This window comes from Limosilactobacillus walteri, from assembly GCF_014830205.1.
Taxonomy (GTDB): domain Bacteria; phylum Bacillota; class Bacilli; order Lactobacillales; family Lactobacillaceae; genus Limosilactobacillus; species Limosilactobacillus walteri.
The window spans coordinates 1-3571 of record NZ_QORN01000025.1 but is presented as its reverse complement, the minus strand read 5'-3'; the positions used below and the strand labels follow the sequence as shown (position 1 = coordinate 3571).

Here is a 3571-nt window from a genome sequence, read left to right as displayed (position 1 = left end):
CTTTTCATGACGAAGCGTTTCGATGACAATGCGGTCTTCAAATGATAAAATAGTGGTGCCCATAAAGGTCCTTCTTTCTAATGGAATGTTGTGACGACACCATTAAAGACCTTTATGGGTTTTTCTGTCCACTAAAATGTTCAACTTAAATTTTACAATCTGCCATTTGGTATTGTATACTATATCTTGCAATGATATTATATGACATATAATATAGTAAAAAGAAAAGGAGAGGGCGCATGAAGATTCAGATAACAGCGGATTTGCTTGATGGGATGGTCTTAGCAATTCTCGAACATGATGATTACTATGGCTATGCCTTGACCCAGCGGATGCAATCGGCGATTACGATCTCAGAATCAACGATGTATCCGGTCTTACGGCGGTTAAAAAAGGACGGGTACTTGACGACTTATGATCAACCCTACCAGGGTCGTAATCGGCGTTATTACCAAATAACCGCCGAGGGTCGGAAACATTTAAGGCGAATTCGCAAACTATGGCATGACTACAAAGAAAGCTTAGACGGAATCTTTTATGCAACACGTGAGGGGGAAGATAAGGATGACTGAGGCCCAAAAGTATATTAATGACTTAGCAGCATATTTAAGCCCGCTAAAAGCTGAAGAGCGTGATGATGCTCTGGAATTTTATGATGAGTATATTACAGATGCAGGACTTGATACCCGGTCAGCAATTGAGGAAAAATTAGGAACGCCGCGACAATTAGGTCATAAAATCTTAGCTGATTATTCTATCAAGATGAATGATGAATCAGCAAAGCAGGGACCGGCCTCTGCTAAATCAAGCTGGCGGGTCTTTTGGTGGGTCTTGGCCGCGATTGTTACTTCACCAATCACTTTCGGCCTCGCGATTGCCGCATTAGTCGTATTAATTGGTGTTGGTGTTGCGGCCTTAGGACTAATCATCGGAATTATTGCGATGATTATGAGTATTGCAGTCGTGGCGGTTGTTGCGTTATATGCTGGAATTGCATTAATGACGGTTGAACCTTTTAGTGGTTTATTTTATGTCGGTTTAGGCTTAACGTTTATTGGGCTATTCCTTGTCTGTGTGCCATTATCATACTGGTTGATCCGCTTAATCGCACAAGGAATCGCCAACTTTGCAAAATTCTTATATAACAAGACTCAGGCAAGGAGGGAAGCTAAATGAAGAAGGTATTTAAGATTGGCTGGGTAGTTTTAGTAATTGGCTTAATTGCCCTCGGAATTGGGCTCTTTAATGGCGGAAATAAAACGGTCTATTTTGATGGTAACCGGCCACAAATCGTTCATAACCGTGTTCATCATTTGAGTGCTAATAAGGAATTTGAACGGGTCGATATTTCTGCTTCGACCGCGAATGTGGTTATTCGTGCAGGAAAGAAGTACCAAGTTGCATACTATGGCATGGGCGGCCATGTGCCAGCAGCGACTGTCCATAATCGTGTCGTTTCAATTCGTCAATCTGGTGGTGCTTCATATGGTTTCAGCCTTAACAGTTACCGTGACCAAGACTTAATTGTGATTACGATTCCTCATGATCAGGCTTTAGCAGGACGAATTCAGTTAGATAGTGGTAATTTAACAGTTAAAGGTATTAACCTTGAGAATGCTAATGTTGAGGTTGACTCAGGAAATGTCGACTACCAACAGGTAACGTTAAACAATGGTCAAATCAATATTCAATCAGGGAATTTTGATGGGCAACAGCTAACGGTTCATGGTCACTATACCGTAAAGAATGATAGCGGTGATAATACAGTTACTAATACAACAGTTGACGGTTACTACCTTAAAACAGACGATGGTGATAATGAGCTTAATGGTGAGGATAAGGGGACAAGTACACTAGCTGAAAACGATACGGCTAATAATGTCTTACGCTTAATAAACCAATCAGGAGACAATGAAGTGAATTAATAAAGAAGTTATGTTCGTGACGAAATGCATGAACATAACTTCTTATTTTTAATACAAGTTTAAAATTACTTATCTTGTCTAGATTCACGTATAATATGTTTACGATTCCATAACATTAAACCAAACGTAATGATGATGATTACAGCAACACCGATTACAGTTGTATTTGCTGTTAGCTCATAAACTACCCATGCTAATGGACTAGCAGCAAAATCAATGCTTGCCACTGAGCTTGTACCAGCGGGAATAAAAGATTGATGAACGATCTTTACAGCAGTGGTAAAGATGCCAGCAAGCATGGTTGCTGAAAGAACACCAAAAACCATACTAATTAATCCAGTTAAAAATGTTCGTAATACGTTACCTTTAGTGTATGGCAAAACAAGTGGGAAAATATAAATCAATCCTGATAAACTAGCTAAAGGTAAAAATTGATTTCCTGGAATGATGACAGCTAAGAATAAAATAATAGGAATTAAAAGCAAGGAACAAAATAGGGTTGTAGGATGTCCGATAACAAGGGCAGGGGTCATACCGATATTAAATGATTTTCCTTTGAAATGTTTGGAAATAATATCTTGTGCTCGTTGTGAAATTGGAGCAAGCCCCTCAATGAAAAGCTTGGTAATTCGTGGAATTAAGACCATAACAGCACTTAAAATAATACCAAGTTGCAAAACTTTTGCTATGGAATAATGAGCTAATAAACCGATGATAATTCCTACGATTACTCCGAGAAACATCGGATCACCAAGAATTCCAAATCGTTTAGACATTTTTTCAGCATCAAAATCAACTTTATTTAGTCCAGGAATTCGTTCACAAATCCAATTAACTATAATTGCAAATGGAATAAAACTTACACAGAATGCTTGAGGAATTGAAATTCCGTCAAGATCTTTACCATAAAACCTTTGTAAACGGTGTTGTGATCGATCTGCACCAACAAGCGTGATAGCAATAGTAACAATAGATGCAATGAGTCCTAAAATAAAGCTATGAGTTGCTATTGAAACAATAGATCCAATAAATGCAAAGTGCCAATAGTTCCATAGATCAACGTCTAGCGTTTTAGTAGTTTGTGTTAAGAGCATAATTACATTAATTAGTAGTCCTAATGGAATAATAATAGCCCCAACTTGCGTTCCGAAAGCCACTGCTGATGCAGCAGGCCATCCAATGTCTAAAGAGTGTAAGTTAAGATTATAGATTTTAACCATAGCGTTAACAGCAGGTCCGATATTATCAGATAATAATTGAGTTATAACATTTAATCCGACAAAACCAACCCCAACAGATAAGCCGGCTTTTAATGATTTACCAACACCCATTCCTAAGCAGATACCAAAAATTAGAAAAATTATTGGCATCATAACACTTGCCCCAAGGGACATAATATAATTAATTACTCCCATTTTTACCCCTCCATTAATTCAAAACTTCACAAAATAACTGAAATGGAAAGCTCAAACAAGATCTCCTTGCTGAGCTTTTTTATTAACGAACTAAATATCCGCCATCAACTGGCATAATCGTTCCGTTTACGTAATTAGCAGCGTCACTTGCTAAGAAGACAGCCACGCCCATTAATTCATGAGGCTCAGCCCAGTGACCAGCCGGAATTCTGTCAAGGATCTCCTGGTTCC

At 38.5% G+C, this 3571-nt stretch carries 5 protein-coding genes and 1 pseudogene; 3 read left to right on the top strand and 3 right to left on the bottom strand.

The genetic code is table 11. The features are described from left to right. Positions 1-63: pseudogene (locus DTK66_RS11215) on the bottom strand (helix-turn-helix domain-containing protein); the annotation flags it as partial. Positions 64-239: 176 nt separating this feature from the next. Between DTK66_RS11215 and DTK66_RS06750 the strand changes: the two are divergent. Genes DTK66_RS06750 through DTK66_RS06740 form a run of 3 tightly spaced genes read left to right on the top strand, consistent with a single transcriptional unit; the run spans position 240 to position 1925 of the window. Next, positions 240-572 (top strand): PadR family transcriptional regulator, encoded by a 333-nt coding sequence (locus DTK66_RS06750; protein ID WP_191668179.1) that lies wholly within the window; start codon positions 240-242, stop codon positions 570-572. After that, positions 565-1176, top strand: a complete 612-nt coding sequence (locus DTK66_RS06745) for a DUF1700 domain-containing protein (RefSeq protein WP_191668178.1) — start codon at positions 565-567, stop codon at positions 1174-1176. Before DTK66_RS06750 ends, DTK66_RS06745 begins: the two co-directional genes overlap by 8 nt. Next, positions 1173-1925 (top strand): DUF4097 family beta strand repeat-containing protein, encoded by a 753-nt coding sequence (locus tag DTK66_RS06740; RefSeq protein ID WP_191668177.1) that lies wholly within the window; start codon positions 1173-1175, stop codon positions 1923-1925. The genes DTK66_RS06745 and DTK66_RS06740 overlap by 4 nt, the downstream gene beginning before the upstream one ends. Positions 1926-1990: 65 nt before the next feature. On the opposite strand, the gene DTK66_RS06735 is transcribed toward DTK66_RS06740, so the two are convergent. Further along, positions 1991-3340, bottom strand: a complete 1350-nt coding sequence (locus DTK66_RS06735) for a PTS galactitol transporter subunit IIC (protein WP_153930020.1) — start codon at positions 3338-3340, stop codon at positions 1991-1993. Positions 3341-3422: 82 nt separating this feature from the next. Then, the coding region (locus DTK66_RS06730) for an SDR family oxidoreductase (protein ID WP_191667798.1) at positions 3423-3571 on the bottom strand (149 nt) is incomplete at its 5' end.

Coding starts and splice junctions, on each gene's coding strand:
- DTK66_RS06750 (WP_191668179.1), top strand. CDS start 240: ATGAAGATTCAGATAACAGCGGATTTGCTTGATGGGATGGTCTTAGCA.
- DTK66_RS06745 (WP_191668178.1), top strand. CDS start 565: ATGACTGAGGCCCAAAAGTATATTAATGACTTAGCAGCATATTTAAGC.
- DTK66_RS06740 (WP_191668177.1), top strand. CDS start 1,173: ATGAAGAAGGTATTTAAGATTGGCTGGGTAGTTTTAGTAATTGGCTTA.
- DTK66_RS06735 (WP_153930020.1), bottom strand. CDS start 3,340: ATGGGAGTAATTAATTATATTATGTCCCTTGGGGCAAGTGTTATGATG.